The organism is Pseudomonas zanjanensis (assembly GCF_014268745.2).
GTDB lineage: Bacteria > Pseudomonadota > Gammaproteobacteria > Pseudomonadales > Pseudomonadaceae > Aquipseudomonas > Aquipseudomonas zanjanensis.
Genome location: NZ_JABWRB020000004.1, coordinates 152,122 through 178,297, shown reverse-complemented (window position 1 = coordinate 178,297; position 26,176 = coordinate 152,122). Strand labels below are relative to the sequence as shown.

The window sequence follows — 26,176 nt, the reverse complement described above, 5'->3', positions numbered from 1 at the left end:
TGCATAATTGACTCCGCCGACATGAAGTAGATCTTCAATATCATGATGGCTCAGACGTCCATTGTTCAACACAAGGCCGCTAAATTGTTCGTTGCCGTGTCCCACTATGTTCAAGCGAGGCCCTCTCTTGGTGACGTCATCGAATATCTCAAGGCCGCTGCCTGGGATGGGGTTCCAGTGATTAAACGCCTTCTTGATTTTTGTTCCATGAATGGGGGTGTGTCTTGCTACTTTAGATGCTATGTAATCTAGTCCTCCAGTTATCCAATTTATAACTGTGGATATGGTGGGTATGAGTGAATGTCCACTCGGATCGGTATTGTTTACCGGGTTGCCGGTGCAATAAGTATATGTATTCAACCCCCCCCCCTCCCCAAACGGACTCAAACTATCCGGACTATTAAACCGCATCAACACCGGGTTGAATTGCCCGGTACCCATTCCCCAACAAATAATGCCCCGTCACCGGATCCGGCCGTTCGCCGTTAAACCCAAGCAAACTGAGCAGACCGTTTTCCGCCGGGCGATGTCCGTAAGGGCTATAGGCAAGGGGATGAAGTCGGTTCGCATCGAGCACATTCAACACCGACCGCTGCTGATCGGTCGACAACAAGGCGGTATCGACCTTCACATCCTCGCGCCGAAGTTGCGCCAACAACTGGCCGTCGTGCTGGAAAACGCTGCGTTGCACCGCGCCCTGTATCTCCGTCGCCAATCGGCTCTTGCAGTAGAACCGCTGGATCCCAGCCTCAGCAGAAAGCGCGCAATCGACCACGCGATCCAGCGGGTCGTAGCGGTAGCGGCACAATACGGTTTCATGAGGGGCAGTAGGCATACGCCGAACTCCGCGCAAGGTCCAAAAAATCCGGACCTCCAGCATCGGAGCTTTTTCAGCCGCTGCCTACTATCAGAACTGTTAGGTTTCCATCCCCTCGTTGCGCAATTGGGCGATGCGCCGGTCCTTTTCAGTCCATAGCCGATTAACCCAGTCCTGCACTTGCTGGCGAAACACCGGGTCGTTTTCGTAGTCGCCTTGCCAGAGCGTAGGGTCCAGTTCGCGGGTCTGGATGTCGATGATGACCCTGGGCACCGCGCCGCTGATCAAGTCCCAGAACCCGGGGATGCGGTCTTGCGGATAGACCACGGTCACGTCCAGCACCGCGTCCAGTTGTTCACCCATGGCCGCCAGCACGAACGCCACGCCGCCGGCCTTGGGCTTGAGCAGGTGAGCGAAGGGCGATTGCTGTTGTTGGCTTTTGGCGGCGGTGAAGCGGGTGCCTTCGAGGTAGTTGACCACGGTGACCGGTTGACGCTTGAACAGCTCGCAGGCGGCCTTGGTGATTTCCAGGTCCTTGCCGGCCAGCTCCGGATTCTTTGCCAGGAACGCCTTGGTGTAGCGCTTCATGAAGGGGTAATCCAAGGCCCACCAGGCCAGCCCCAGGAATGGCACCCAGATCAGTTCTTTCTTGAGGAAGAACTTGAAGAACGGCGTGCGCCGATTGAGGGTCTGGACGAGGGCGGGGATGTCCACCCAGGATTGGTGATTGCTGATCACCAGGTAAGACGTATCGCCGCGCAGGTCAGCGCCGCCGCGGATGTCCCAGCGGGTGGGGATGCACAGGGCAAAGATCTGCTTGTCGATCTCGGCCCAGGTCTCGGCGATCCACATCACGGCCCACGAGGCATAGTCGCGAAAGCGCCCGGGCAAGACCAGTTTGAGCAGGGCGAACACCATCAGCGGCCCGAACAGCACCAGGGTGTTGAGCAACAGCAACAGGGTGACGAAACAGCCGGTGAGCAGGCGGCGCATAGATGACTCTTGCAAACGGGTGGGCGGGCCATGATAAGCAAGCTTCGGGTGGTAGGCCAAATCGGCTTGGACGAAAGTTTCACTTGGGCTAGGTTAGGCTGGGGGCGCTTTTGTGGCGAGGGAGCTTGCTCCCGCTGGGCTGCGAAGCGGCCCCCAATTGGCGGCCATGGCCAGACCGATTTACGACTGCTGCGCAGCCGAGCGGGAGCAAGCTCCCTCGCCACAGGGATGTTTAACCGAACGAATTCGTTGGCCACGGTCTAAAATCCCACGCTCACAATGGAAGCCCTAACTACATGAAATCAGTTCTCGCCCTGCTTTCCCTGATGGCCCTTCCGGTGCTGGCCGCCGAGCCGACCCTGTACGGGCGCTACGAATACATCGCGTTGCCGGAAATCGGCGGCGAAGTGCTCAAGGCCAAGATGGACACCGGCGCCCTGACCGCCTCGCTGTCGGCCAAGGACATCGAAACCTTTACCCGCGACGGCGACGATTGGGTGCGCTTTCGCCTGGCGACCAAGGACGCGAGCAACAAGGTCTACGAACACAAGATCGCCCGCATCAGCAAGATCAAGACCCGTTCCGAAGAAGATGAAGACGACGACGAAAAGATCGCCCCCACCAAGCGCCCGGTGGTCGACCTGGAATTGTGCCTGGGTAACGTCAAGCGCACGGTCGAGGTCAACCTGACCGACCGCAGCAGTTTCAATTACCCCTTGTTGATTGGGGCCAAGGCGTTGCGTGAGTTCGGCGCGGCGGTGAACCCTGCGCGGCGGTTTACGGCGGATAAGCCGGACTGCTGATTTCCCTGATTGACTCCCCCCAAACCTTGCGGCACCGTTCCGGCAACTTTACTGCCGGGCCCGCAAGCCATGCCTCATATCCTGATTGTCGAAGACGAAGCCGCCATCGCCGATACACTGGTGTTTGCCCTGCAAGGGGAGGGGTTTGACACCACTTGGTTGAGCCTCGGCGCAGCCGCTCTTGAACACCAGAAAAACACCCCGGCGGACCTGATCATTCTCGATGTGGGCCTGCCGGATATCAGCGGATTCGAGACTTGTAAAAAAATCAGACGTTTCAGCGACGTTCCGGTCATCTTTCTTACAGCCCGGGATGGCGAGATCGACCGGATCGTGGGGTTGGAGATCGGCGCCGACGATTATGTAGTCAAACCCTTCAGCCCCCGCGAGGTGGCGGCCAGGGTTCGGGCGATCCTCAAGCGCGTGGCGCCGCGGCCGGTGGCGGAGGTGGGCACGGCGTTGTTTCAGGTCGATGCCGACCGCGTGCAGATCAACTATCGCGGCACCCCGCTGAACCTCACCCGCCACGAATTCCGCCTGCTCAATTGTCTGCTGGAGCAGCCCGAGCGGGTTTTCAGCCGCGAACAATTGCTCGATGCCCTGGGCGTTGCCAGCGATGCCGGCTACGAGCGCACCATCGACAGCCACATTAAAAGCGTGCGCGCCAAGTTGCGCCTGGTCCGCGCCGAGGCTGAGCCGATCCAGACCCATCGGGGCCTGGGTTACAGCTACAGCCCGGGGCACAGCTGATGTCGCTGGGGATCCGGATTTTCCTGGTGTATGTGCTGTTTATCGCCTTGACCGGTTACTTCGTGCTCAACACGGTCATGGAGGAAATCCGCCCCGGCGTGCGCCAGTCCACCGAAGAAACCCTGGTGGACACGGCCAACCTGATGGCCGAGATCCTGCGGGACGATTTCAAGGCCGGCACCCTCAACCAGAATCGCTGGCCGCAGTTGCTCAAGGCCTACGGCGAGCGCCAGCCGGCGGCGACGATCTGGGGCTTGCCGAAAAACCAGGTCAGCCATCGCATCTACGTTACCGATGCCAAGGGCATGGTGGTGCTCGACTCCAGTGGCGTGGCGGTGGGGCAGGATTATTCGCGTTGGAACGACGTCTACCTGACCTTGCGCGGCCACTACGGCGCCCGTTCGAGTCGCAGCGATCCGGACGATCCGGCATCGTCGGTGATGCACGTCGGTGCGCCGATTCGCGACAACGGCCGGATCATTGGCGTTGTCACCGTCGCCAAGCCCAACAGTTCCTTGCAGCCTTATGTCGATCGCACCGAGCGGCGGCTGTTGATCTATGGCGCCGGGCTGGTCGCCCTGGGCTTGTTGCTGGGCGGCTTGTTGTCCTGGTGGCTCAGCGCGGCACTGCGGCGTTTGACGATCTACGCCCAGGCGGTCAGCCAGGGGCGTCGGGTGGAAGTGCCGCATTATCGCGGCGGTGAATTCGAGCAACTGGCCGGGGCGGTGGAGCACATGCGCACCCAACTCGAAGGCAAGGCCTACGTCGAGCGTTACGTGCACACACTCACCCACGAACTCAAGAGCCCGCTGGCGGCGATTCGTGGCGCCGCCGAGCTGCTGCAAAGCGACATGCCCGCCGCCCAGCACCAGCGCTTTGTCAGCAACATCGATAACGAAAGTGTGCGTATGCAGCAGTTGATCGAGCGCTTGCTCAACCTGGCCCAGATCGAGCAGCGCCAGGGGCTGGAAGAGGAGGTCGCCGTGCCGCTGGCGGCGCTGATGGCTGAGTTGCTGGAAGCGCGTGGCGGTTGGATCGAAAGTCGCCAGTTGACGGTTGAACAGCAGATCGCTGGCGACCTGGCGCTGACGGGAGAGCCGTTCCTGTTGCGCCAGGCCTTGGGCAATCTGCTGGAAAACGCCTTGGACTTCACCCCCATCAACGGCCTGCTGCGAGTGAGCGCCGAGCGCCGTGGGAATCGTGTCGAGATCCGCCTGTTCAATCAGGCCGCGCCGATCCCCGACTACGCACTGCCGCGCTTGAGCGAGCGCTTCTATTCCCTGCCGCGCCCGGACAGCGGCCGCAAGAGCACCGGCCTGGGGCTCAATTTTGTCGAAGAAGTGGTGCAGTTGCATGGGGGGCAATTCAGTATTGGCAATGTCGAGGGTGGGGTGGAGGTGGTGCTGAGGTTGCCCTGAAAACCCAGTTACTCAGTTTGGAACACTCTTGTGGCGAGGGAGCTTGCTCCCGCTGGGCTGCGAAGCGGCCCCTTTGCGACTGCTTCGCAGCCGAGCGGGAGCAAGCTCCCTCGCCACAGGTTTCATTGGTCAGGTGGATTTCAGTCTCCACACAATCTCCACATTTCCCCCATAAACCCCTCACACAGCCACCCCAGACTCTCCCTCATTCGAACAGGGAGAGCCCCACATGAACCGCAGCCTCGCCATTAAACTGGGCATGATCGCCCTCTTGATCCTCTTGCTGATGATCCCGCTGTTGATGATCAATGGCCTCATCGACGAGCGCCAGGAGTTGCGCGACGGTGTGCTGCAGGACATCGCCCGCAGCTCCAGCTACAACCAGCAACTGATCGGACCGATGATCGTGGTGCCGTTTCGCAAGAGCGTGAAGGTCTGGAACACCAATGAGAAGACCGGTGTGCGTTTCCTGGAAACCGTCGAACGAACAGGCGAGTTATATTTTTTGCCTGAGCAATTCGAGCTCGACGGCCAGATCCGCACTGAAACCCGTGCCCGGGGCATCTACGAAGCGCGGATGTTCCACGCCGACAACCGCATCGATGGCCGCTTCAAGGTGCCTGAGCGCTACGGTGTCGCTGCCAAGGACTTTGCCGATTACCGTTTTGACGAGCCGTACCTGAGCGTCGGCATCAGCGATATTCGTGGCATCGAGAATGCGTTGACCTTGACGCTGAACCAGCAGACCGTCGATTTCCTGCCCGGCTCGCGACTCGGCTGGCTGGGGCAGGGCGTGCATGTACCGCTGCCGATGATCACCGCCCAGGGCGGCCCCGAGCTGACCTTCGGTTTTGACCTGCGCCTGCAAGGCACGGGCGAGTTCCAGATTCTGCCGGTGGGCAAATCCACCAAGGTGCACCTGTCGGCCGACTGGCCACACCCCAGCTTCATCGGCAACTACTTGCCCACCAACCGCGAGATCAATGAGCAGGGCTTCAGTGCTGACTGGCAAACGTCGTTTTTCTCCACCAACCTGCTGGAAACGCTGCAAGCCTGCGAGCCAAGCGATAGTTGTGAAGCGTTCCGCAGCCGTGCCTTCGGGGTGAGTTTCATCGATCCGGTGGACCAATACCTCAAGAGCGACCGGGCGATCAAATATGCGTTGCTGTTCGTCGCGCTGACCTTCGCCGGTTTCTTCCTTTTCGAAGTGCTCAAGAGCCTGGCGGTGCACCCGGTCCAGTACGCCTTGGTGGGCGTGGCGCTGGCGTTCTTCTACTTGCTGCTGTTGTCGTTGTCGGAGCACATCGGTTTCACCCTGGCGTACTTGGTGTCGGCCAGTGCCTGTGTCGTATTGATCGGGTTTTATGTCTGCCATGTGCTGCGCAGCGTGAGCCACGGCCTCGGGTTTTCGGTGGGGCTGGCGGGCTTGTACGGTTTGCTTTATGGCCTGTTGAGCGCCGAGGATTATGCGTTGTTGATGGGGTCGCTATTGTTGTTCAGCCTGTTGGGCGTGTTCATGGTGCTGACCCGCAAGCTGGACTGGTATGGGGTCGGGTCGAAGCCGGCCGCGGCGATGAGCTTCGAGTTGGGGGAGGTGAAGTGAGCCGGTCGCTGGGGTTGCGGGAGGATCAGCGCCAGGGCGAAAAGTTGGTGGCGCTGATTGCTGGGTTGTTTCCTCTGGAACCGTATTGGCCCATTCGCGAGCAAGCCCGCTCCCACAAGTCTTGCGCAGACATTGTGGGAGCGGGCTTGCTCGCGAAGAGGTCGGTGCAGCCAATACAGAACTAAATCCTGGGCACCGTCTCGACCATCGAGGACCGCACGCTCACCTCGGCAAACCACTGCGCCAATTGCGGATTGGCCTTGCGCCACTCCAGGTCGGGATGGCGCAGGTCCAGATAGCCCAGGGCGCAGGCCACGCTGATGGAGGCCACGTCGAAATGGCTGGCCAATTCGGCAATCGCCTCGGCTTCGAGCAGGCCCAGGGCACGGCGAATCTTGTCCCGTTGCGCATCGAGCCATTCGTCCCAGTGTTTTTCCACGGGGCGCAGCGCGGTTTCGTAGCGGATCATCACCGCTGCATCCATGATCCCGTCGGCCAGGGAGGCGAGGGTCAGGCGCCGCCAGCGTGCCGCGCCGTCCCGGGGGATCAACGGGTTGCCGACGTGCTGGTGGTCGAGGTAATCGAGGATCACGCGGCTGTCATGGATCACTGTCCCGTTGGCCAGGCGCAGGGCCGGGATCTTGCTCAACGGGTTGTCATCGATAAGCGCCCGGTCCGGCTTGACCGGCGTGAGCTGGCTAAGCTGCAACGCCACGCGGTCTTGCTGGCCGGTTTCGTGCAGCAGCACCAGGACCTTGCGCACGAAGGGCGAAGCGGGATTGTGGAACAGCGTCATGCTGGGGGTGGACATGCGGATATCCTCGATTGGGCGGGCAGGGGCTTAGCCTAGACAGTTGCTGGGCGGCTGGCGAGTTCCAGTGTGGGAGCGGGCTTGCTCGCGAAGGCGGCGTGTCAGAAACACAATTGCGACTGACACGCCGCCTTCGCGAGCAAGCCCGCTCCCACAGGGGCGCGCCTGGCTGGGGTTATCCGCGTTTGATCAAGCCCCAAGTCCCCAGCACCGTGGGTATGCCTAACCCAACCCAGCTCACCGCATCCCATGCGCCGTCACCCAGCAACGCCGAAAACAGCCCTGCCGCACTAAGCGCACCGATCATCAGGGGAATACCAAACACCTTCCAGAAATTCGACTGCCGAGGCCTCACGAAGCGACCTCCGCGCCGACGGTTGCACGTTTGGCGGCTTTGCGCCGAACTACCCACAGATACACGCCGCTGCCCAGGACGATGATGGTCAGGATATCGAGGGTCGCCCAGAAGATCTGCATCGGCCGGCCACCGTAGTCGCCGAAGTGCAACGGCAGGGACAGGCTCATCATGTCCATGTACCACGGTCGTTCGGCGACGGCGGTGACGTCCAGGGTGGTGGCATCGATCAGCACGGGCGTGAGCAGGTGCGAGGTCAGGTGGGTGTCACCTTTCATGAACACGCTGTAGTGGTGCTCACTGGAGAACAGCGTACCGGGGAAGGCGATGAAGCTGGGCTCCATGCCCGGCGCGACGTCCTTGGCAATGTCCAGCAAACGCGTGGCCGGAGCCAGTTGGGTCAGCGGCGGGGCGTTGCGGTAGGGTTCGACCATGGCACTGAGGCTGTCGTTGCGCCATGCCGCGATGAGCAGGTCGGCGCACGCGGCGATGACGCCGGTCACGCCCACGGTCAGCGCCCAGACCAGCGTGACCACGCCGATCAGGTTGTGCAGGTCGAGCCAGCGCAGGCGCGTGGATTTGTCCTGGCGCACCGTGGCGAATTTCAAGCGGCGCATGAACGGTAAATACAGCACCACCCCGGAGACGATGGCAATCACGAACAACAGTCCCATGAAGGCCAGCAGTAGCTTGCCCGGCAACCCGGCGAACATGTCCACGTGCAGGCGCAACATGACCATCATGAAACCGCCATTGGCCGAGGGCATTTCCAAGGCTTCGCCGGTGCGCCCGTCGAGCATGAAGGTGTGGGAGGAATTGGGTTCGGTGCCCGGTGTCGGCGCCATGATGGTGATGACGCCGTTGGGCTCGTCCTCGTCCCAGCCAAAATACTGGACCACTTCACCTGGGCGATGGGCCTTGGCTTTTTCCACCAGTTGCTGCAAGTCCAGCGGCGGCGTGCCGGCCGGCATCTCCCGAAGCTCGGGGGCATCGCCCAGCAGGTGTTCGATTTCATGGTGGAAGATCAGCGGCAGCCCGGTGATTGCCAGCATCAGCAGGAAGACCGTGCAGATCAGGCTGGTCCAGGTGTGGACGAAAGACCAGCGGCGAATGGTTTTGCTTTTCATGATCGATCCGAATGCAAAAGGGCACTTGGGGGGATAACACTGTTCTTTTGGGGGACAGCCATTGTGGCGAGGGAGCTTGCTCCCGCTGGATTGCGCAGCGATCCCAAGCTTTTGGGGCCGCTACGCGGCCCAGCGGGAGCAAGCTCCCTCGCCACGGTTTTCCTTACATGGACAGCTTTGCCAACCGAGCACCCTCAAATAGGTTTTGCAAATGCTAACCGTTTACCATTTGTAATTCACGCTGGCGACGACATTACGTTGGTCACCGTAGTAGCAGTAGAAGCCGTCGCAAGTGGACAGGTAGTCCTTGTTGAAGATGTTTTTGGCATCCACGGCCACGGTGACGCCCTTGAGGGTTTTGTTCAAACGACCCAGGTCGTAATGGGCCGAGGCGTCGTACACGGTGTAGGACCCGACATGGCCCCAGTCGGTGTTGCTGGTGTTGCCGTAGGTGTCGCCGACATAACGCACACCGGCGCCGACACCGAAGCCATCCAGCGGGCCGTTGTGCCAGGTGTAGTCGGCCCAGGCGGTGGCCTGGTTACGCGGCACCTGGGCCATGCGCTTGCCTTCTTCAGCCGCGGTGCCCTTGGTGATTTCGCTGTCGTTGTAGGTGTAGGAACCGACCAGCTTCAAGTTGTCGGTGACATCGCCGGACGCTTCCAACTCAAGGCCACGCACCTGGACTTCACCCACCTGGCGGGTGACGTTGTTTTCAGTAACGGAGTTGTTTTTCTGGGTCAGGTCGAACACCGCGGCGGTCAGCAAGGTCTTGGTGCCGGGCGGTTGGTACTTGATACCAGCCTCGTACTGTTCGCCTTCGGTCGGCTTGAACGCTTCGGTGCTGTTGACGGTTGAACCTGCCGCCGCCTGGAACGACTGGGCGAAGGAAAGGTACGGCGTCACACCGTTATCGAAGACGTAGCTCAATGCCGCGTTGCCGCTGAACTTCTTGTCGCGCTGGGTGTTGGTGACGTTGTTCAGGTTGTGGAACACGGTGCCGGTGTGAATCCAGTCTTCACGACCACCTAGGGTCAGGCGCCAGTTGTCCAGGGCGATCTGGTCCTGGACGTACAGGCCGGTCTGGTGGGTCTTCTGGTTGTAGTCATACATGGTGAAGTACTCGACGTTGGAGAAATCCTGTCCATAGGTCGGGTTGTGGATGTTGCTGGTTGGCACGCCAGTCGAGCCCCAATCCCAGCGCGAATTGCTGTTGGAGCGCTGGTGATCCAGGCCCAGCAGCAGGGTGTGGCTGAGGGCGCCGGTCTGGAAGTCGGCCTGGAAGTTGTTGTCCACGGCGAACTGGCTGATGTCTTCATTGATGACGCTGGCGCTGCGCTTGACGTTGCCGTCGGCGTCCACCGATTGGTCGGGGCCGTCTGGCCAGAATTGGCCGCCAGCCGAGATACCCTGGGTTTCCAAATCGCTCTTGGTATAGCGCAGGTTCTGGCGGAACTGCCAGGTATCGTTCAAGCGATGTTCAAACGCATAACCGAGCGCGTAGTAGGTGCGGTCGTAGAATTCCCAGTCCGGATCGCCCAGGTTCTTGTGGTGGGAAATCTTGCCCGCCGGCGAGGACAGCTTGGTGCCTTGCAGTGGCAGGAATTGCCCGGTGATGCCGGTGTCGTCGCGGGTGTATTGCGACAGGAAGGTCAGGCGCGTGTCGTCGTTGATGTTCCAGGTAAGGCTCGGCGCGAGGTTGTAGCGCTTGTCCGGGATGTGATCGACCTGGGCGTTGCTGTCGCGCACGGTGCCGCTGACCCGATAGAGGAACTGGCCTTCGTCATCGACCTTGCCGGTGCTGTCGAAGTTGATCTGCTTGTGTTCGTAGCTGCCGGCCTGCAGCTCGACTTCATTGCTGCTTTCGGCTTGTGGGCGGCGGCTGACCATGTCCAGCATGCCGCCGGGTGGCGTCTGGCCGTAGACCGACGAGGCCGGGCCACGCAGCACGGCGATGCGCTCAAGGTTCCAAGGCTCGATTTTTGGCGTGATGTAGTTGCCCTTGGGCAGCGGCAGGCCATCGAGGAACTGGGTGGGCACGAAACCGCGCACCAGCAGCCAATCGTTACGCGAGTCCGAGCCGTAGCCGCTGCTCTGCACACCGGCGGTATAGCGCAGCGCGTCGTTGAGGTTGAGCACGGAGCGGTCTTCCATCTGCTGGCGGGTGACCACGGAGATTGAGCGCGGCAGTTCGACGATCGGTGTATCGGTCTTGGTGCCGGCGGCGGTGCGGGTGGCGGCGTAGCCCTCGGTCGGGCCCCACGCGGTTTCACTGAGGCCGGCACCGATCACGCTGGTTTCCGGCAAGGCCATGACCCCTTCAGGCATGGCCACCAGGCTGTAGGTGCCGGCGCTGCTTTGTTCCAGTTGCAGGCCGGTGCCGCGCAAGGCCTCGCGCAAGGCGCCGGTGGCGTCGAACTGGCCCTGGACGGGGGCCGAGGTCTTGCCCGAGGCCAGGGACGGATTCAGGCTCAGCGCAAGGCCGGCCTGGCTGGCGATCTGGTTCAGGGTGCTGGCCAGGGGCGCGGCGGGCAGGTTGTAGGCGCGCACGCTCGTGGCCTGTTCGGCGGCCAGCAGCGGGGCGCTGGTCAACGGGGCGGCAAAGGCAATGGCAACGGCCAACAAGCTGGGGCGCAACAGGGTGTCTAGCGGGCGGGACATACGGCGGCTCCTGAATGGAAATATTTCTCAATTGCCTGGGTGCCGGATGAAAATCGAAAAGTGATAGGGCTGGATGAAAATAATTTAGATTCAGTTTGCGGGTGATGGTGTCCAGTCTGTTTTTTTACTGGATCAACAGGCCTCTTCGCGAGCAAGCCCGCTCCCACAGGAGTCCGCATTCCCATGTGGGAGCGGGCTTGCTCGCGAAGGCGGCCTAACTGAGCAACGATCTCTCAGGGTTTCGGCGCGGTACTTGGCCCCACCACCACCCACCACCGGGTGTGATGCTCGACCTGCACTGGCAAGGTCGGCAGCAAGGCGGTCAGGGCCAGGTCGGTGTCGTGCAGCGGGAAACTGCCGGTGATGCGCAGGTCGGCCACTTGTGGTTCCACGCCCAGGTAGCCGCGCCGGTAACGCCCCAACTCATGGACCAGGTCTTCGAGGCGGGCGTTGTCCACCACCAGCATGCCGCGGGTCCAGGCATCGGCGCCGGGGTTCAGGGCGATGGTCGGGCCGAGGCCGTCGTGGCGCATCAGCACTTGTTGGCCTTCGCGCAGGATCTGTTCTTCATCGGTGGCCTGCGGGTGCGCGGCTACCGCGGATTTCAGTACGCTCAGGCGTGTGCCCTGGTCTTCGCGCTTAACCAGGAACCGTGTGCCCAAGGCGCGCATGCTGCCCTCGCGAGTTTCAACGATGAAAGGGCGCGGATCGTTATGGCCGGTTTCCACCAGGATCTCGCCTTCCTGCAGGATGATGCGACGCTGTTTGTCATCGAAACGCACGTCCAGGGCGCTGTGGGTGTTGAGGTTGATCAGCGTGCCGTCGGCCAGGCGCAGGGTGCGTTGTTCACCTGTCGCGGTGCGCTGGTCGGCCAGCCAGTAATCCAGCGGCAGGTAACGATCTGCGGCAAACAACGCCAGGCCGATGGCCGCGACAACGCTGGCAAGGCCGCTGCCCACCTTGCGTATCCGTCGGCGAATGCTCACCCGCGATTGCAGCAACGCCGCCCGCGCCGGCCCGTTGGCCAGGCTGAAGCGCTGGTCGAGCATGCCTAGCTGTCGCCAGGCCCGGGCGTGTTCTTCATCGGCGGCATGCCAGCGGACGAACGCTTCCCGCTCCTGGGCGCTGCTTGAGTCCAGGGACAACTGCCAGGCGATGGCGGCATCCAGCACGCTGGCCGAGACCGGTTTGGCATGGGCCTGGCTCACGTCGGTTCTCCATACAGGGCGATGTAGCACTGGCGGATGCCCTGAGCCAGATACTGCCGTACCCGCGGCACCGAAACCCCCAGGCGCTCGGCGATTTCGGCGTGGCCGAGGCCGTCGAGGCGGTTATAAAGGAAGGCTGCACGGGCCTTGCTCGACAGTTTGCCGAGCAGGCGGTCGATGGCCTTGAGGTCTTCCAGGATGATTTGCTGTTCTTCCACCGAGGGCTGCTCGGCCTCGGGGATCAGCATCAGTTCGGTGAGGTAAGCCTGCTCCAAGGCTGCGCGCCGGAAATAATCGAACAGCAGGCCCTTGGCGATGGCCACCAGAAACGCCCGGGGCTCGCGGGGTGCTTTCAGTTCCTCGCGACCCAGCAAGCGCACGAAAGTGTCCTGGCTCAGGTCCTCGGCTCGGTGCGCACACGCCACGTTGCGTCGCAGCCATGCCAATAGCCAAGCGCGATGGTCACGGTACAACGCACCAACCAAATCACTATGGGGAGTGGGGACTGACGACACGGAGCATCACCGACGTTTTAAGTAACGAGAATTGTTCGCGATTGTGGCAGAGGGTGGGGAGGGAAAGCAATTGGCGCTGGTCGGGCAGTGGCGATGGTGCGTTGTGCCTGCCTGAATGCAGTACTTATGTGGGAGCGGGCTTGCTCGCGAAGACGGCTGCACATTCAACATCAATGTAAGCTGATCCACCGCCTTCGCGAGCAAGCCCGCTCCCACAAAAAACTGGGTTCTCAGGCCTCAGGTTAAAGCGAAGGCGCCTGCTGCCGCCGTTTCCACTGGCCCAGGCGCTGTTGCAGCTCAAGCGCGCTGTGGATCTGTTGCTGACGGGCGCGGCTGAACAGGATCAGCGCCAGTTCCGCCGTGGCCAGGGCGTCGGCGCTGGCGTTGTGGCGGTCGAAGACTTGCAGCTTGAACCAGTCGATCCACTCGTCCAGGCCGGACTTGCGCAGATGGGCCTGGGGGCAAAGCATCGGGGCCAGGTCCGCCACGTCGAGAAACGGATGCTGCAGGCGATAGCCCAGGTAGTCTTTCAAGGCGCGCCCGAGCATGTGGGAATCGAACGGTGCGTGAAAGGCCAACAGCGGACTGTCGCCGACGAACTCCATGAACGCCAGCAGCGCCTCGGCCGGGTCGCTGCCAGCGGCAATTGTGCTGGGGGCCAGGCCATGGATCAACACACTGGGCCCGAGTTTCTGCTTATCGCACTGCAAGGTCCGTTCGAACTGTTGGCTGAAGTCGATGGCGCCGTCTTCAATGACCACCGCGCCGATGGACAGCACCTGGTCCTTGTTCAGGTTCAACCCGGTGGTTTCCAGATCCAGCACGACCCAGCGTTGCTCCCGCAGGTTGCTTTCACTCAGTGGCGAAGGCGCGGGGAGGCCCTCCAGGCGCTGTTGCAGCGCATCGGGTACCGTCGGTTGGGCCGGGCGCAGCCAGGAAAAAATACTCACAACTGGTACCTCAGCGTCAGGCTGCTTTGCAGGCGTTGGGCTTGGCGCAAGGATTCACGCAGGATGCGTCGATCCAGATGGTTGAGACTGTCGGGGTCGACGCGGTTGGAATAAGGCAGGTTCTCGCGGGTTTGCAGTTGGTGTTGCTGCATGCGGGTCTGTTGGATGAAGTGATAGGCCTCTTCATAGGCCGCGCCATCGAGCGGTTCGATCACCTCCTTGACGACCAATTGCCGCAGGCGCTCCAAGGTGTTGTTGGCTTCGATGCCGTTGGCCAGTGCCAGCAGGCGGGCACCATCGACGAAGGGCGTCAGGCCCTGCACTTTCAAGTCCAGGGTCGCCTTTTCGCCGTTCTTGCGGCTCAGCACGAAATCCCTGAAGCGGCCCACGGGCGGGCGATGGCGCAGCGCATTTTCGGCCATCATGCGCTGGAACAAGCGGTTGTCAGCCACCTGGCCGAGGATCTGCTGGCGCAACTGCTCGCAGCCTTGCTCGTCGCCCCAGACCACCCGCAGGTCGAAATAGATGCTCGATCCCAGCAGGTTTTCCGGCGTCGCTTCACGAATGAATGCCGAGAAGCGCCGGGCCCATTCGGCGCGGGACAGGCACAGCTCGGGGTTGCCGGCCATGATGTTGCCCTTGCACAAGGTGAAGCCGCACAGGGCCAGGCTCTGGTTGATCTGTTGGGCGATGGGCAGCAGCAAGCCACGGATCTGCGCGGCATGGGCGGCGTCCCGGGCTTCGAACAGAATGCCGTTGTCCTGGTCGGTGTGCAGGGTTTGCTCGCGCCGGCCTTCACTGCCGAAACACAGCCAACTGAACGGCACGCCCGGGTCGCCCTTGTCGGCCAGGGTCAGTTCGATGACCCGGCAGACGGTGTGATCGTTGAGCAAGGTGATGATGTGGGTGATCTGGGTCGACGACGCACCATGGGCCAGCATGCGTTCCACCAGTTGTCCGATCTCGCCGCGCAGGGCCACGAGGTTTTCCAGCCTGGGGGCGTTGCGGATGGTCCGGGCCAGGTGCACCAGATCGACCCGCTGCAAGGAAAACAGATCGCGCTCCGAGACCACGCCGCACAGGCGATGGTCCTTGACCAGGCAGACGTGGGCGATGTGGCGCTCGGTCATGGCGATGGCCGCGTCGAAGGCGCTGTGGTCCGGCGAGAGAAAAAACGGTGCCTGGGTCATATGTCCTACGATGGCCTGGGAAAAATCCCCGGCCCCATCGGCCACCACATGCCGCAGGTCGCGCAAGGTAAAAATCCCCACCGGCGCTTTTTGCTCATTCACCACCACGATGCTGCCGACCTGCTGCTCATGCATCAGCTTCACGGCTTCGCGTAGCGGTGTGTCCGGGCTGCAACTGACCGGGTGGCGCATCGCCAATTCGCCCAGCCGGGTATTGAGGGAGTATTGGGTGCCCAGGTTTTGCGCCGATTTTTGCTGGACCTGCTGGTTGACCTGATCGAGCAGGCTGCTGACCCCGCGCAGGGCGAAATCGCGAAACGGGCCGGACAGGGCGAACAGCTTGATGAAGGCGAATTTGTTCAGTTGCAGGCAGAACGTGTCTTCGCCGGCCCGGTGCTCGGTGCGCGTGGCTCGCTCGCCCAGCAGCGCGGCGAGGGGGAAACATTCGCCGGTGGTGATCTCGAAGGTGGTCTCGGTGCCACCCTTGGCCGAATGCGGACGTTCTCCTACCACCCGGCCCTGCTTGACGATGTAGAAGTGTTCCACCGGACCGTCGGCCGGCGTGATGATGGTGTCACCGGGGGCGTAGAAACGCAGCAGGCATTGCTCCACCAGGTAGGCCAGGTGGGCGTTTTCCATTTGGTTGAACGGGGGAAAGCGCTGGAGAAACTGCAGCGTCCCCTGGATGTTTTGCAACACCGCGGTTTTCCCTGCCTGGATGAAGGCGTCCGCTTTTTTCATAACCATTACGCAGTCTTATTCGAATTGTTGTGGTCGGATCTGTTCCCATGGTCGACCCCTCGGCGCGGGGTGCCCATTGGACGTAAGTCTAGGTCGCTATCCAGAGGGCCGGCCTACAGAAAAGTCCTACGCTAGACGTCAGAAAAATCTTCGTTGAATGTTCTTGGAAAAAAATCCGACGAAGTGCACATTGAAGCGCCTCGGAACGATGTCTGACCACTGTGCCAGGGGATCGATTTAAGAACGTAGAGAGCACCATGTCCGACCACGATATTTTGAGTGATGCCGAGCGCGAGGCGCTGAGTGCCGTCATGTTGGAACCTGACCTGCCGCCGCAGCGCGTCTTGATCGTTGACGACGACAAGGACGCACGGGAGCTGTTGTCGGAGATCCTGGCATTGGACGGGATTCACTGTATGACCGCCGCCAGTGGCGAAACGGCACTCAAGATGCTGGAAACCAAGCCGTCGATCGGTCTGCTGATCACCGACCTGCGCATGGGCAACGTCGATGGCCTTGAGCTGGTGCGCCTGGTGCGCGAGTCCGAGCGGGCGGCGTTGCCGATCATCATCGTCTCGGGCGATGCCGACGTGAAGGACGCCATCGAAGCCATGCACCTGAGCGTGGTGGATTTTTTGCTCAAGCCGATCGATACCGAAAAGCTGTTGGGGTTGGTCAAGCATGAGTTGGGGATGGATCTCTAGCCAGTCGCTTCTTCCAGGAACGAAGCCATGGCGAGATCGCCTTTGTGGCGAGGGAGCTTGCTCCCGCTGGGCTGCGAAGCAGACCTTTTCCAGACGTCGGAATCTCATTGACCTGTATTGCGGTCGCTGCGCAACCGAGCGGGAGCAAGCTCCCTCGCCACAAAGGCAGTCAGGTGTTGCAAATGAAAAAACCCTGATCGAGAGATCAGGGCTTTTTTTGTGCCGCGTGGCTACTGCTCAATCACAAACCATTGGCTGCCTTGAACTCACGACGACGACGGTGCAGCACCGGCTCGGTGTAGCCGTTCGGCTGCTTGGTGCCTTCGATCACCAACTCGACCGCCGCCTGGAAGGCGATGTTGCTGTCGAAGTCTGGTGCCAGCGGACGGTACAGCGGATCGCTGGCGTTCTGGCGGTCGACCACCGGCGCCATGCGCTTGAGGCTTTCCATCACTTGTTCTTGAGTGACGATGCCATGGCGCAGCCAGTTGGCGATGTGCTGGCTGGAAATACGCAGCGTCGCACGGTCTTCCATCAGGCCGATGTCATTGATGTCCGGCACCTTGGAGCAACCGACGCCCTGGTCGATCCAGCGCACCACGTAGCCAAGGATGCCCTGGGCGTTGTTGTCCAGCTCGTTCTTGATCTGCTCCGGCGTCCAGTTCGGGTTGACGGCCAGCGGGATGGTCAGGATGTCGTCCACCGACGCGCGGGCGCGCTTGGCCAGTTCGGCCTGGCGGGCGAACACGTCGACCTTGTGGTAATGCAGCGCGTGCAGGGCGGCGGCGGTCGGCGAGGGAACCCATGCGGTGTTGGCGCCGGCCAGCGGGTGAGCGATTTTCTGTTCGAGCATCGCCGCCATCAGGTCCGGCATCGCCCACATGCCCTTGCCGATTTGCGCGCGGCCTTGCAGGCCGGTGCTCAAACCGATGTCGACGTTCCAGTTTTCATAGGCGCCGATCCACTTCTCGGCTTTCATGTCGGCCTTGCGCACCATCGGGCCGGCTTCCATGGAGGTGTGGATTTCATCGCCGGTACGGTCGAGGAAGCCGGTGTTGATGAACACCACGCGCTCGCTGGCGGCCTTGATGCAGGCCTTGAGGTTGACCGTGGTACGGCGCTCCTCGTCCATGATCCCGACCTTGAGGGTGTTGCGCGGCAGGTTCAGCACGTCTTCGACGCGACCGAACAGCTCGTTGGTGAACGCGGCTTCGTCTGGACCGTGCATCTTCGGCTTGACGATGTACACCGAACCCGTGCGGCTGTTGCGGCGCGAGGTGTTGCCGTTGAGGCTGTGGATCGCCGCCAGGCTGGTGATCAGGCCGTCGAGAATGCCTTCCGGCACTTCGTTGCCATCCTTGTCCAGGATCGCGTCGATGGTCATCAGGTGGCCGACGTTGCGTACGAACAGCAGCGAGCGGCCGTGCAACGTGACGCTCGAACCGTCGACGGCGGTGTAGACACGGTCAGGGTTCATGGTCCGGGTAAACGTCTGGCCGCCCTTGGCGACTTCTTCCGACAGATCACCCTTCATCAGGCCGAGCCAGTTGCGGTAGATCACCACCTTGTCATCGGCATCGACGGCGGCGACCGAGTCTTCGCAGTCCATGATGGTGGTCAGCGCGGCTTCCATCAGGATGTCTTTGACGCCGGCGGCGTCGGTCTGGCCGACCGGGGTGCTGGCATCGATCTGGATTTCGAAGTGCAGGCCGTTGTGTTTCAGCAGCACGGCGGTCGGTGCCGAGGCATCGCCCTGGAAACCGATCAACTGGGCATCGTCACGCAGGCCGCTGTTGCTGCCGCCCTTGAGGGTGACCACCAGTTTGCCGTCGATGATTTTGTACGCGGTGGAATCGACATGGGAGCCGGCCGCCAGGGGCGCCGATTCGTCGAGGAAAGCACGGGCGAAGGCGATGACCTTGTCGCCGCGGACCTTGTTGTAGCCTTTGCCTTTTTCCGCGCCATCGGCTTCGCTGATGGCGTCGGTGCCGTACAGCGCGTCATACAACGAACCCCAGCGGGCGTTCGAGGCGTTGAGGGCGAAGCGGGCGTTCATCACCGGCACCACCAGTTGCGGGCCGGCCATGCGGGCGATTTCGTCATCGACGTTTTGGGTCGTGGCCTGGAAATCCGCCGCTTCTGGCAGCAGGTATCCAATGTCTTGCAGGAAGGCTTTGTAAGCCACGGCGTCGTGGGCCTGGCCGGCACGGGCCTGGTGCCAGGCATCGATCCGCGCCTGGAAATCATCGCGTTTGGCGAGTAGGGCTTTGTTCTTCGGGGCCAGGTCGTGGATGACCTTGTCGGCACCGGCCCAGAACGCGTCGGCGGTGAGGCCGGTTCCGGGAATGGCTTCGTTATTCACGAAGTCGAACAGGACTTTGGCGACCTGCAGGCCACCGACTTGAACGTGTTCAGTCATTGCTTGCCTCACTCTGCTCAGCTATTTCGCTTTTCAGCTCTTCGATTTTGACAATGAAGCCTCGGGACATTTAAACCACAAACCCCGGAACCAGTACATGCCATCGCTGGCGGCTGGGTATTCAAGCCTTGCTGACGGGGCTTTTCAGGGATGCGACTGGCCTTAAGCAGACATCGGTAAAACAGGGTTTTCGCGATTATGTAGTGCGCGCTGCGGAATACTACATGATCAATTGCGGTTGTGAAAATTAGACTAATTGCGTCGTTCCGCGACCGACTAAAGTGTTACGGTCACGTCGGGACACGGGATGTTCTCAAAAAACAGATGGATTGTTCCAGATAATTTTAGAGTTCGTACACAAATCACTGTGGCGAGGGAGCTTGCTCCCGCTTCAGTGCGCAGCACTGACATTCTGGGACCGCTGCGCGGCCCAGCGGGAGCAAGCTCCCTCGCCACAAAAGCGCGACCGTGCTGATTGTCTCTCTTGCCTATACTGTCCCTTCCATCAACAAGAGGACTGCGCCCATGGACCACCTCGTCATCACTGTTTTCGCCCCGGACAAGCCCGGGCAGGTCGAGCGCATTGCCGATTGCATCGCCGCCCATGGCGGTAACTGGCTGGAGAGCCGCATGTCGCACTTGGCCGGGCAGTTTGCCGGGATCCTGCGAATCAGCGCCCCGGCCGAGGCCCATGAAGAGTTGATCGAAGCGTTGCAAGGGTTATCGGCCCACAGCATTCGTGTGTTGATTGCGGAAAGCGCCGTTGAAGAGTCCTGCTCCTGGAAACCCATCACCATGGAGCTGGTGGGCAATGATCGTCCCGGTATCGTGCGGGACATCACCCGGTTGTTGAGCGAGCAGGGCGTCAATGTCGAACGCTTGGTGACCCATGTCCGGCCGGCACCGATGAGCAGCGAGCTGCTGTTTCATGCCGAGGCGCTCCTGGGCGTGCCCTTGACGCTGTCGCTGGAGGCGTTGCAGGAACGCCTTGAGACCTTGGCCGATGAGTTGATGGTGGAACTCAAGTTCAGCGACGAAGCGTGACGAGGGTTATCCAAGGAAAAACTGCGCCTGCCTGTGGATAACCTGTAGAGACCCGGCTCCAGCCCAGGCCTGCCGGGGCTCAGCGGCAGATGATCAAAAAATCACCAGTTTTCAAGGGCTTGTGCACAAACGGCGGGGATCACGCTGTGGATAACCTTGGGAAGGATAAGCGCAGGCCACGCCAGGCGTGGCCTGTAGAGGTTTGTATGTTTCTTGATCAGTTGCGCCGGCGCATGCTGATCACGGCATCGATGCTGTACACCGCCAGCCCGGCCCAGATAAACAGGAACGCTACCAGCGTGCTGGACGACAAATGCTCACCGAACAGCAGCACGGCGAGCAAAAGCACCAGCGTCGGCGCGATGTACTGCAGAAAACCGATGGTCGTGTAGGGTAAATGCCGTGTTGCGGCGTTGAAACACACCAACGGCACCAGCGTCACGGGGCCCGCCGCCACCAGCCACCAGGCTTCGGAGGTGGTCCAGAATGTCGCCTGGGCACTGGTGGCCGTGGGGTTGAACAGCAACCAGGCGATGGCGATTGGCACCAGCATCCAGGTTTCCACCACCAGTCCCGGCAAGGCCTTGACCGGCGCCTGTTTGCGGATCAGCCCATAGAAACCGAAGGTCAGCGCCAGCACCAGCGACACCCACGGCAGGCTGCCCACTTGCCAGACCTGCTGCGCCACGCCGACTGCCGCCAATCCCACCGCCAGCCATTGCATGCGGCGCAGGCGCTCACCGAGGATCAACATGCCCAGCAACACGTTGACCAGCGGGTTGATGTAATAACCCAGGCTGGCTTCGAGCATGCGCTCGTTATTCACTGCCCAGACGTAGGTCAGCCAGTTGGCCGCGATCAGCGTCCCGCTCAGGGCGAGGATCGCCAGGCGTTGTGGATTGTCCCGCAGTTCGCGCCACCAGCCCGGGTGTTTCCACACCAGCAGCAACGCCGCGCCGAACAGGGCCGACCACAGCACCCGGTGGATGATGATTTCCACCGACGGCACGCTGGCGATGGCCTTGAAGTAGATCGGGAACAGACCCCAGATGATGTAGGCACTCAGGCCCAGGATGTACCCGCGACGCGGGTTGGCGGCTTGCATGCAGAATCCTTGCTTAGGCAGCTAACAAAGGGGTGATTGTAAGGAGATTTGTCTGGTCGTGCTGTGAACCTTGTTAGGAATCGTCCCGGCACAAGTCCTTTGTAGGAGCGGGCTTGCTCGCGAAGGCGGCTGCACATTCAACATCAATGCAAGCCGATCCACCGCTTTCGCGAGCAAGCCCGCTCCCACAGAGGATTTGCGGTGACTGGCGGAACCCAGCCCAATCAGAAAAGCTTCAACGGCTCTTCATTGAGCGCCGCCAGTTGCTCGCGCAACGCCAGCACCTGGTCGCCCCAGTAGCGTTCGCTGCCGAACCACGGGAAGCTGCGGGGAAAGGCCGGGTCGTCCCAGCGCCGCGCCAGCCAGGCGCTGTAGTGCATCAGGCGCAGGGCTCGCAGTGGCTCGATCAGCGCCAGTTCACGGGGGTCGAAATCGTGGAACTCCTGGTAACCGTCCATCAATTCCGACAACTGTCCCAGGCATTCCTGGCGATCGCCGGCGAGCATCATCCATAAATCCTGCACCGCCGGGCCCATGCGGCAATCGTCGAGGTCGACGATGTGGAACACCTCGTCGCGGCACATCATGTTGCCGGGATGGCAATCGCCGTGCATGCGGATGTTCTGGTGGGGCGTGGCGGCGTAGACCTCTTCGACGCGCTTGAGCAGGTCCCGGGCGACCGACTCGTAGGCCGGCAGCAGGCTGCGGGGGACGAAGCCGCTTTGCAGCACTGTCTCCAACGAGTCGTGGCCGAAATTCTTCACGCCCAAGGCTTCACGGTGCTCGAATGGCCGGGTCGCCCCGAGCGCGTGCAGGCGCCCAAGCAGTTGGCCCAGGCGATAGAGTTGGTCGAGATTGCCCGGCTCCGGCGCTCGGCCGCCGCGACGGGGAAACAGGGTGAAACGGAACCCGGCGTGCTCGTGCAGGCTGGCGCCGTTGTGGATCAGCGGCGCCACCACGGGCACTTCGTAGTCTGCAAGTTCGAAGGTAAAGCTGTGCTCTTCCAGGATCGCTTCGTTGGTCCAGCGCTGGGGGCGATAGAACTTGGCGATCAGCGGCTCGGAATCTTCGATGCCGACTTGATAGACGCGGTTCTCGTAGCTGTTGAGGGCCAACACGCGGGCGTCGCTGAGAAAGCCGATGCTTTCAACGGCATCGAGCACCAGGTCGGGCGTGAGGGTTTCAAACGGATGGGACATGCTGACTCCTGCGCAGCGGCAGGGCTGCCGCGTCCGGCCCAGCATGGTAGCGCAAAGCAGTCGGGATTGATTGGTGAGACTTCGTGGCGAGGGAGCTTGCTCCCGCTTGGCCGGGCTGGCGCTCCAGTGCTTAGCGCCCACAAAAAAGTGGGGTCGCTGCGCAACCCAGCGGGAGCAAGCTCCCTCGCCACAGAGGGTCAGGCGCCGATGACTCCGCCATCCTCCCGCGTGATCACCATCACCGACGAGCGCGGCTTGCCGTTGGGCAGGTGCTCAGGGAAGGTCGAGGCGCCGCTGGGATGCTGGATCCCGACGAACAGCGTCTTGTAGTCCGGCGCGAAACTGATCCCGGTCACTTCGCAGCCTACCGGCCCTACCATGAAGCGGCGGATCTCACCGCTGTTGGGGTCGGCGCACAGCATCTGGTTGTTGCCCATGCCCGCGAAGTCGCCTGCGTTGCTCGAGTCACCGTCGGTCTGGATCCACAGCCGCCCGGCCTTGTCGAAACCCAGGCCATCGGGGCTGTTGAACATGTTCTGTGGGTTGATATTGGACGAGCCGGCCTTCGGCGTACCCGCGTGTACCGTTGGGTTGCCGGCGACCACGAACAGGTCCCAGTCGAAGGTCTTGGAGGCGTGATCGTCACGGTCGGTGCGCCAGCGCAGGATCTGCCCGTAGACGTTCTTGGCCCGAGGGTTCGGCCCGTCCACTGGCTGGCCGGCATCGCCACGCTTGGAGTTGTTGGTCAGGGTGCAATAGACCTGGCCGTCCTTGGGGCTGACCACGATCCACTCCGGGCGGTCCATGCGCGTGGCGCCAACGGCGGTGGCGGCCAGGCGCGCATGGATCAACACCTCGGCCTGATCAGCGAAACCGCTGCTGGCGTCGATGCCGTTCTTGCCATGGGTCAACTCGATCCATTGGCCTTTGCCCTTGGGATGGTCCGGGTTGCCGTCGCCGGCATCGAAGCGCGCCACGTACAACGTGCCATGGTCCAGCAGGTTGCGGTTGGCCTTGGCATTGCGATGGTTGATGCGCTCGCGGCTGACGAACTTGTAGATGAATTCGCCACGTTCGTCATCGCCCATGTACACCACGGCGCGACCGTCATTGGTCTGCGCCAGGGCCGCGTTTTCATGCTTGAAGCGGCCCAGGGCGGTGCGTTTCACCGGGGTGGATTCTGGATCGAACGGATCGATTTCCACCACCCAGCCGTGGCGATTGAGTTCGTTGGGGTTCTTCGCCAGATCGAAACGCGGGTCGTGCAGGTGCCAATTGATTTCGCTGCTGGTGACGGTGGCGCCATAGCGTTTTTGTGCCGCGTCGAATTGCAGGTCCGACTTGCTGCTGCCGAAGCAGTCAGTGAAGTTCTCTTCGCAGGTCAGGTAGGTGCCCCACGGGGTCATGCCGTTGGCACAGTTCTGGAAGGTGCCGAGCACTTTCTTGCCACTCTTGTCGGCGCTGGTTTTCAGCAGGTCGTGGCCAGCGGCCGGGCCGCGCAGGCGGATCGGCGTATTGCCATGGATCCGGCGGTTGTAGCGCGAGTCCTGGACGAATTGCCATTGGCCGCGACGGCGCTGGATTTCGATCACCGACACGCCTTCGCTGGCCTGGGCCTTGCGCACGTCTTCGGCCGACTGCGGTTGGCCGCCGTGAGGGAACAGGTATTGGTAGTTGGTGTACTCGTTGTTGATCGCCAACAGCGCCCGGTTCTTGTCGCCGGGGAATTCGAACAGGCTCATGCCGTCGTTGTTGTCGCCAAACTGCACTTCCTGTGCGCGGGCGGTGCCATTGCCGCTGGGGTCGAACGCCGGTGCATTTTTCTTCAACGGCTGGCCCCAACTGATCAGCACCGAGGCCTTGTAGCCCGGCGGCAACGTAATGGTGTCGGCGGTGGAGGCGGCAATGCTGTTGAAGCCCAGCATGCTTTTATTGCCTTCGCTCACGGCGGCGGCCATGACGCTGCGGCTCAGCAGGTTGCCGCCCAGGAACATCGCCGCGCCGCACAAGGCGCCAGCGCCGATGAAACGGCGACGGCTCAGGCCGACGATCTTTTCCAGGTCGGTGGATTGGTTTTCTTCTAATAGGCTCATCATCAGGCTCCCTGCTGGTTTTGGCAGTCACCTTAAAGCGGGTCGATGAAACTATTGTTGCAACGCGCTACAGCGGTGTGCCGAGCAGCACATTTGTCGCTGAAAACGTCACTTGCACAGGTGAGCCGGTTGCCAGGTCCTGCGCTTGCAACTGTAGCGGATCGGCCAGGGCACACAGCGTCTGGCCGTTGGGCAGGCCAATGCGCACTTCGCTGGGGCCGTCTTGGGCGGCGTCGACCTGCTCGATCACGCCGCGCAAAATATTGATCCCCGGTTTTTCCCCTAGCTCGACAGGATGCAATTGCAGCCAGCCGGCCTTGATCAGCGCCACCACGTCGGTGCCGACACCCAACTCCAGGCGCAGCGTGCTGTCGTGGGTGATCTGCGCTTCGATGACTAGGCCCCGGGCCAGCTCCAGGCGTACCCGGTCGTTATGTCCCTGGGCCTCGATGCCCAGGACCTTGCCGTGCAATTGATTGCGGGCGCTGGTGCGCAGCATCAGGCGGCTGAGCAGGCCGAGGTCGCCAGCGTCTTCGCTGGCTTCGAGCAGTTGTGCCTGCAGTGCTTGCAGGCGCAGATACAGGCGCAGCACCCGTTGGCCTTCCTCCGACAGCTTGGCGCCGCCACCGCCCTTGCCGCCGACGCTGCGCTCCACCAGCGGTTGATCCGCGAGGTTGTTCAACTCATCGATGGCGTCCCACGCCGCCTTATAGCTCAGGCCCGCGCTCTTGGCGGCGCGGGTGATCGAACCTTGCTCGGCGATGTGCTGCAACAGGGCGATGCGTTGGGGTCGCCGAACGATGTGCTGGGTCAGTAGCGTGGGCAATGACATGACAGAAAACTGCGTGCGAAGGTCGATGGGCGGACGTTGGCGCCTTGGGCGCGGCACGTCAAGCCGGCTCACCGGGTTTCGGCGTGCGGGCCAGGCAGTACACATCGACCCGCGCGGCGCCGGCATCCAGCAATAGAGCCGCCAGCGCCTGGGCGGTGGCGCCGGTGGTGAGCACATCGTCGACCAATGCCAGGTGACGGTTACGCAACGTTGCCTGGGGCGCCAGGGCAAAGGCCTGGCGCAGGTTATGTCGCCGAGCCCTGGCATCGAGGGCCTGTTGGGCGGGGGTATCCTGGGTGCGGCGCAGCAGGTTTTCATCGCAAGGGATCGCCAACGATCCACTGAGCCAGCGGGCCAGCAGCGCTGCTTGGTTGAAACCCCGCTGGCGCAGGCGTCGTGTCGCCAGTGGCACCGGTACCAAGGCGTCGGGCCGTTCCAGCCCTTCGTCGAAATGATGTTGCAGCGATTGCGCCAGCAGTTCGCCCAGCAGCCGGCCTAGAGGCCATTTCGCCTGATGCTTGAAGCGGGTGATCAGGCTGTCCACCGGGAAGTCATAGGCCCAGGGCGCCAAGACGCGTTCGAAGGCCGGCGGTCGCGAGGCACATTGGCCGCAGCGCAACCCGGCCATGGGCAGCGGCAGGGCGCAGACGCCGCATTGGTCGCCGAGCCAGGGCAGCTCGCTTTCGCAAGGGGTGCAGATAGGCTGCGGCGTATCGGTGCTTTCGCCACACAATAGGCAGAATTGTTTGTTTTTTAACCAGATGTAAACCGGTCCTTTGTATCGTGGTTGACAGCGCATGACTCTTCCTTAAATATGCCGAACATCCGTGTCGCGCCT

General features: G+C 61.8%; 21 protein-coding genes and 1 pseudogene. 6 read left to right on the top strand and 16 right to left on the bottom strand.

Going from position 1 to position 26,176, the window contains the following annotated elements:
- Positions 1-296: 296 nt before the first annotated feature.
- A pseudogene (locus tag HU715_RS27370) lies at positions 297-835 on the bottom strand (RHS repeat-associated core domain-containing protein); the annotation flags it as partial.
- Between the two features lie 81 nt (positions 836-916).
- Positions 917-1,810, bottom strand: a complete 894-nt coding sequence (yihG, locus tag HU715_RS23500; RefSeq protein ID WP_186706917.1) for a 1-acylglycerol-3-phosphate O-acyltransferase, YihG family — start codon at positions 1,808-1,810, stop codon at positions 917-919.
- A 296-nt stretch (positions 1,811-2,106) separates the two neighbouring features.
- On the opposite strand from yihG, the gene rloA2 reads away from it, so the two are divergent.
- From rloA2 to creD, 4 genes are all read left to right on the top strand, one after another.
- Positions 2,107-2,613 carry a retropepsin-like aspartic peptidase RloA2 gene (gene rloA2 / locus HU715_RS23495; protein ID WP_186706918.1) on the top strand — a complete coding sequence of 169 codons (507 nt, stop codon included), beginning with the start codon at positions 2,107-2,109 and terminating at the stop codon, positions 2,611-2,613.
- A gap of 69 nt (positions 2,614-2,682) precedes the next feature.
- The gene (gene creB / locus HU715_RS23490) at positions 2,683-3,363 is read left to right on the top strand and encodes a two-component system response regulator CreB (RefSeq protein WP_186706919.1); all 681 of its coding nucleotides are present in this window, start codon (positions 2,683-2,685) and stop codon (positions 3,361-3,363) included.
- Complete coding sequence (gene creC / locus HU715_RS23485) at positions 3,363-4,781, top strand: two-component system sensor histidine kinase CreC (RefSeq protein ID WP_186706920.1); 1,419 nt, start codon at positions 3,363-3,365, stop codon at positions 4,779-4,781. Before creB ends, creC begins: the two co-directional genes overlap by 1 nt.
- 229 nt (positions 4,782-5,010) lie before the next feature.
- On the top strand, positions 5,011-6,384 hold the full coding sequence (creD, locus tag HU715_RS23480; RefSeq protein ID WP_186706921.1) for a cell envelope integrity protein CreD: 1,374 nt from the start codon (positions 5,011-5,013) through the stop codon (positions 6,382-6,384).
- A gap of 181 nt (positions 6,385-6,565) precedes the next feature.
- On the opposite strand, the gene HU715_RS23475 is transcribed toward creD, so the two are convergent.
- The 8 genes from HU715_RS23475 to HU715_RS23445 all read right to left on the bottom strand — a co-directional run bounded on the left by HU715_RS23475 (position 6,566) and on the right by HU715_RS23445 (position 15,942).
- A complete protein-coding gene (locus HU715_RS23475) occupies positions 6,566-7,195 on the bottom strand; it encodes a glutathione S-transferase (RefSeq protein WP_186706922.1) in 630 nt (209 codons plus the stop codon).
- Between the two features lie 175 nt (positions 7,196-7,370).
- On the bottom strand, positions 7,371-7,550 hold the full coding sequence (locus HU715_RS27550) for a hypothetical protein (RefSeq protein WP_346343465.1): 180 nt from the start codon (positions 7,548-7,550) through the stop codon (positions 7,371-7,373).
- Complete coding sequence (locus HU715_RS23470) at positions 7,547-8,677, bottom strand: PepSY-associated TM helix domain-containing protein (protein WP_186706923.1); 1,131 nt, start codon at positions 8,675-8,677, stop codon at positions 7,547-7,549. The genes HU715_RS27550 and HU715_RS23470 overlap by 4 nt, the downstream gene beginning before the upstream one ends.
- Before the next feature lie 222 nt (positions 8,678-8,899).
- Positions 8,900-11,338 (bottom strand): TonB-dependent siderophore receptor, encoded by a 2,439-nt coding sequence (locus tag HU715_RS23465; RefSeq protein WP_186706924.1) that lies wholly within the window; start codon positions 11,336-11,338, stop codon positions 8,900-8,902.
- 233 nt (positions 11,339-11,571) lie between these two features.
- Positions 11,572-12,546 (bottom strand): FecR domain-containing protein, encoded by a 975-nt coding sequence (locus HU715_RS23460; protein ID WP_186706925.1) that lies wholly within the window; start codon positions 12,544-12,546, stop codon positions 11,572-11,574.
- Positions 12,543-13,061, bottom strand: coding sequence for an RNA polymerase sigma factor (locus tag HU715_RS23455; RefSeq protein WP_018607416.1), 519 nt, complete (start codon positions 13,059-13,061; stop codon positions 12,543-12,545). The genes HU715_RS23460 and HU715_RS23455 overlap by 4 nt, the downstream gene beginning before the upstream one ends.
- A gap of 242 nt (positions 13,062-13,303) precedes the next feature.
- Complete coding sequence (locus tag HU715_RS23450) at positions 13,304-14,011, bottom strand: 3'-5' exonuclease (RefSeq protein ID WP_186706926.1); 708 nt, start codon at positions 14,009-14,011, stop codon at positions 13,304-13,306.
- Positions 14,008-15,942, bottom strand: coding sequence for a putative nucleotidyltransferase substrate binding domain-containing protein (locus HU715_RS23445; RefSeq protein WP_302474889.1), 1,935 nt, complete (start codon positions 15,940-15,942; stop codon positions 14,008-14,010). Before HU715_RS23445 ends, HU715_RS23450 begins: the two co-directional genes overlap by 4 nt.
- Before the next feature lie 257 nt (positions 15,943-16,199).
- Here HU715_RS23445 and HU715_RS23440 point away from each other — a divergent pair, with 257 nt between their 5' ends.
- Entirely contained in the window at positions 16,200-16,646 is a 447-nt protein-coding gene (locus tag HU715_RS23440) for a response regulator (protein WP_053126003.1), read from the top strand.
- Between the two features lie 241 nt (positions 16,647-16,887).
- Here the strand turns inward: HU715_RS23440 and HU715_RS23435 are convergent, their stop codons facing one another.
- On the bottom strand, positions 16,888-19,065 hold the full coding sequence (locus HU715_RS23435) for a malate synthase G (RefSeq protein ID WP_186706928.1): 2,178 nt from the start codon (positions 19,063-19,065) through the stop codon (positions 16,888-16,890).
- A gap of 525 nt (positions 19,066-19,590) precedes the next feature.
- On the opposite strand from HU715_RS23435, the gene HU715_RS23430 reads away from it, so the two are divergent.
- A complete protein-coding gene (locus HU715_RS23430; RefSeq protein WP_186706929.1) occupies positions 19,591-20,109 on the top strand; it encodes a glycine cleavage system transcriptional repressor in 519 nt (172 codons plus the stop codon).
- 217 nt (positions 20,110-20,326) lie between these two features.
- Here the strand turns inward: HU715_RS23430 and rarD are convergent, their stop codons facing one another.
- From rarD to HU715_RS23405, 5 genes are all read right to left on the bottom strand, one after another.
- Positions 20,327-21,214: an EamA family transporter RarD gene (gene rarD, locus HU715_RS23425; protein WP_186706930.1), complete on the bottom strand. Its 888-nt coding sequence runs from the start codon at positions 21,212-21,214 to the stop codon at positions 20,327-20,329.
- A 224-nt stretch (positions 21,215-21,438) separates the two neighbouring features.
- Positions 21,439-22,413 (bottom strand): serine/threonine protein kinase, encoded by a 975-nt coding sequence (locus HU715_RS23420; RefSeq protein ID WP_186706931.1) that lies wholly within the window; start codon positions 22,411-22,413, stop codon positions 21,439-21,441.
- 197 nt (positions 22,414-22,610) lie between these two features.
- Complete coding sequence (locus HU715_RS23415) at positions 22,611-24,506, bottom strand: PhoX family protein (protein ID WP_186706932.1); 1,896 nt, start codon at positions 24,504-24,506, stop codon at positions 22,611-22,613.
- Positions 24,507-24,573: 67 nt separating this feature from the next.
- Positions 24,574-25,338, bottom strand: coding sequence for a TOBE domain-containing protein (locus tag HU715_RS23410; RefSeq protein ID WP_186706933.1), 765 nt, complete (start codon positions 25,336-25,338; stop codon positions 24,574-24,576).
- A 58-nt stretch (positions 25,339-25,396) separates the two neighbouring features.
- A complete protein-coding gene (locus tag HU715_RS23405) occupies positions 25,397-26,137 on the bottom strand; it encodes a ComF family protein (protein WP_186706934.1) in 741 nt (246 codons plus the stop codon).
- Between the last annotated feature and the right edge of the window lie 39 nt (positions 26,138-26,176).

Coding starts and splice junctions, on each gene's coding strand:
- HU715_RS23435 (WP_186706928.1), bottom strand. CDS start 19,065: ATGACTGAACACGTTCAAGTCGGTGGCCTGCAGGTCGCCAAAGTCCTG.
- HU715_RS23470 (WP_186706923.1), bottom strand. CDS start 8,677: ATGAAAAGCAAAACCATTCGCCGCTGGTCTTTCGTCCACACCTGGACC.
- rloA2 (WP_186706918.1), top strand. CDS start 2,107: ATGAAATCAGTTCTCGCCCTGCTTTCCCTGATGGCCCTTCCGGTGCTG.
- HU715_RS23445 (WP_302474889.1), bottom strand. CDS start 15,942: ATGAAAAAAGCGGACGCCTTCATCCAGGCAGGGAAAACCGCGGTGTTG.
- HU715_RS23420 (WP_186706931.1), bottom strand. CDS start 22,413: ATGTCCCATCCGTTTGAAACCCTCACGCCCGACCTGGTGCTCGATGCC.
- HU715_RS23430 (WP_186706929.1), top strand. CDS start 19,591: ATGGACCACCTCGTCATCACTGTTTTCGCCCCGGACAAGCCCGGGCAG.
- creB (WP_186706919.1), top strand. CDS start 2,683: ATGCCTCATATCCTGATTGTCGAAGACGAAGCCGCCATCGCCGATACA.
- yihG (WP_186706917.1), bottom strand. CDS start 1,810: ATGCGCCGCCTGCTCACCGGCTGTTTCGTCACCCTGTTGCTGTTGCTC.
- HU715_RS23410 (WP_186706933.1), bottom strand. CDS start 25,338: ATGTCATTGCCCACGCTACTGACCCAGCACATCGTTCGGCGACCCCAA.
- HU715_RS23415 (WP_186706932.1), bottom strand. CDS start 24,506: ATGAGCCTATTAGAAGAAAACCAATCCACCGACCTGGAAAAGATCGTC.
- creC (WP_186706920.1), top strand. CDS start 3,363: ATGTCGCTGGGGATCCGGATTTTCCTGGTGTATGTGCTGTTTATCGCC.
- HU715_RS23475 (WP_186706922.1), bottom strand. CDS start 7,195: ATGTCCACCCCCAGCATGACGCTGTTCCACAATCCCGCTTCGCCCTTC.
- HU715_RS23465 (WP_186706924.1), bottom strand. CDS start 11,338: ATGTCCCGCCCGCTAGACACCCTGTTGCGCCCCAGCTTGTTGGCCGTT.
- creD (WP_186706921.1), top strand. CDS start 5,011: ATGAACCGCAGCCTCGCCATTAAACTGGGCATGATCGCCCTCTTGATC.
- HU715_RS23405 (WP_186706934.1), bottom strand. CDS start 26,137: ATGCGCTGTCAACCACGATACAAAGGACCGGTTTACATCTGGTTAAAA.
- HU715_RS23440 (WP_053126003.1), top strand. CDS start 16,200: ATGTCCGACCACGATATTTTGAGTGATGCCGAGCGCGAGGCGCTGAGT.
- rarD (WP_186706930.1), bottom strand. CDS start 21,214: ATGCAAGCCGCCAACCCGCGTCGCGGGTACATCCTGGGCCTGAGTGCC.